Origin of the sequence: Shewanella sp. T24-MNA-CIBAN-0130, assembly GCF_040310185.1 — a bacterium.
GTDB classification, from domain to species: Bacteria; Pseudomonadota; Gammaproteobacteria; order Enterobacterales; family Shewanellaceae; genus Shewanella; species Shewanella psychromarinicola.
Genome location: NZ_JBEOPP010000377.1, coordinates 1 through 261, shown reverse-complemented (window position 1 = coordinate 261; position 261 = coordinate 1). Strand labels below are relative to the sequence as shown.

The 261-nt window shown below is 49.4% G+C and carries 1 protein-coding gene; it reads left to right on the top strand.

Annotation, left to right across the window (positions count from 1 at the left end; translation table 11 throughout):
- Window positions 1-31: 31 nt before the first annotated feature.
- Window positions 32-261 (top strand): Ig-like domain-containing protein (locus AAEZ02_RS22795; protein ID WP_351125378.1); only part of this gene is annotated, 230 nt, incomplete at its 3' end.

Here is a 261-nt window from a genome sequence, read left to right as displayed (position 1 = left end):
TAATTTCACTGACGCGAACTAAGTGATTTCAGTGGCAGAAGACAGCCGCGCAACCAGGGGCAGTTTATTAACCGGCACCAGCTCAGTTGATGGTCCGGTGACGGTACAAAGCTTCAGCATAGACGGCGTTACTGGCCCATTGACCTTAGGTCAAGCGGTGATAATTGCAGGTGTCGGTAGCTTTACATTAATCGCCAATGGCGCATACAGATTTACACCAGTGGCTAATTACAACGGTCAAGTGCCGGTGATCACCTATGT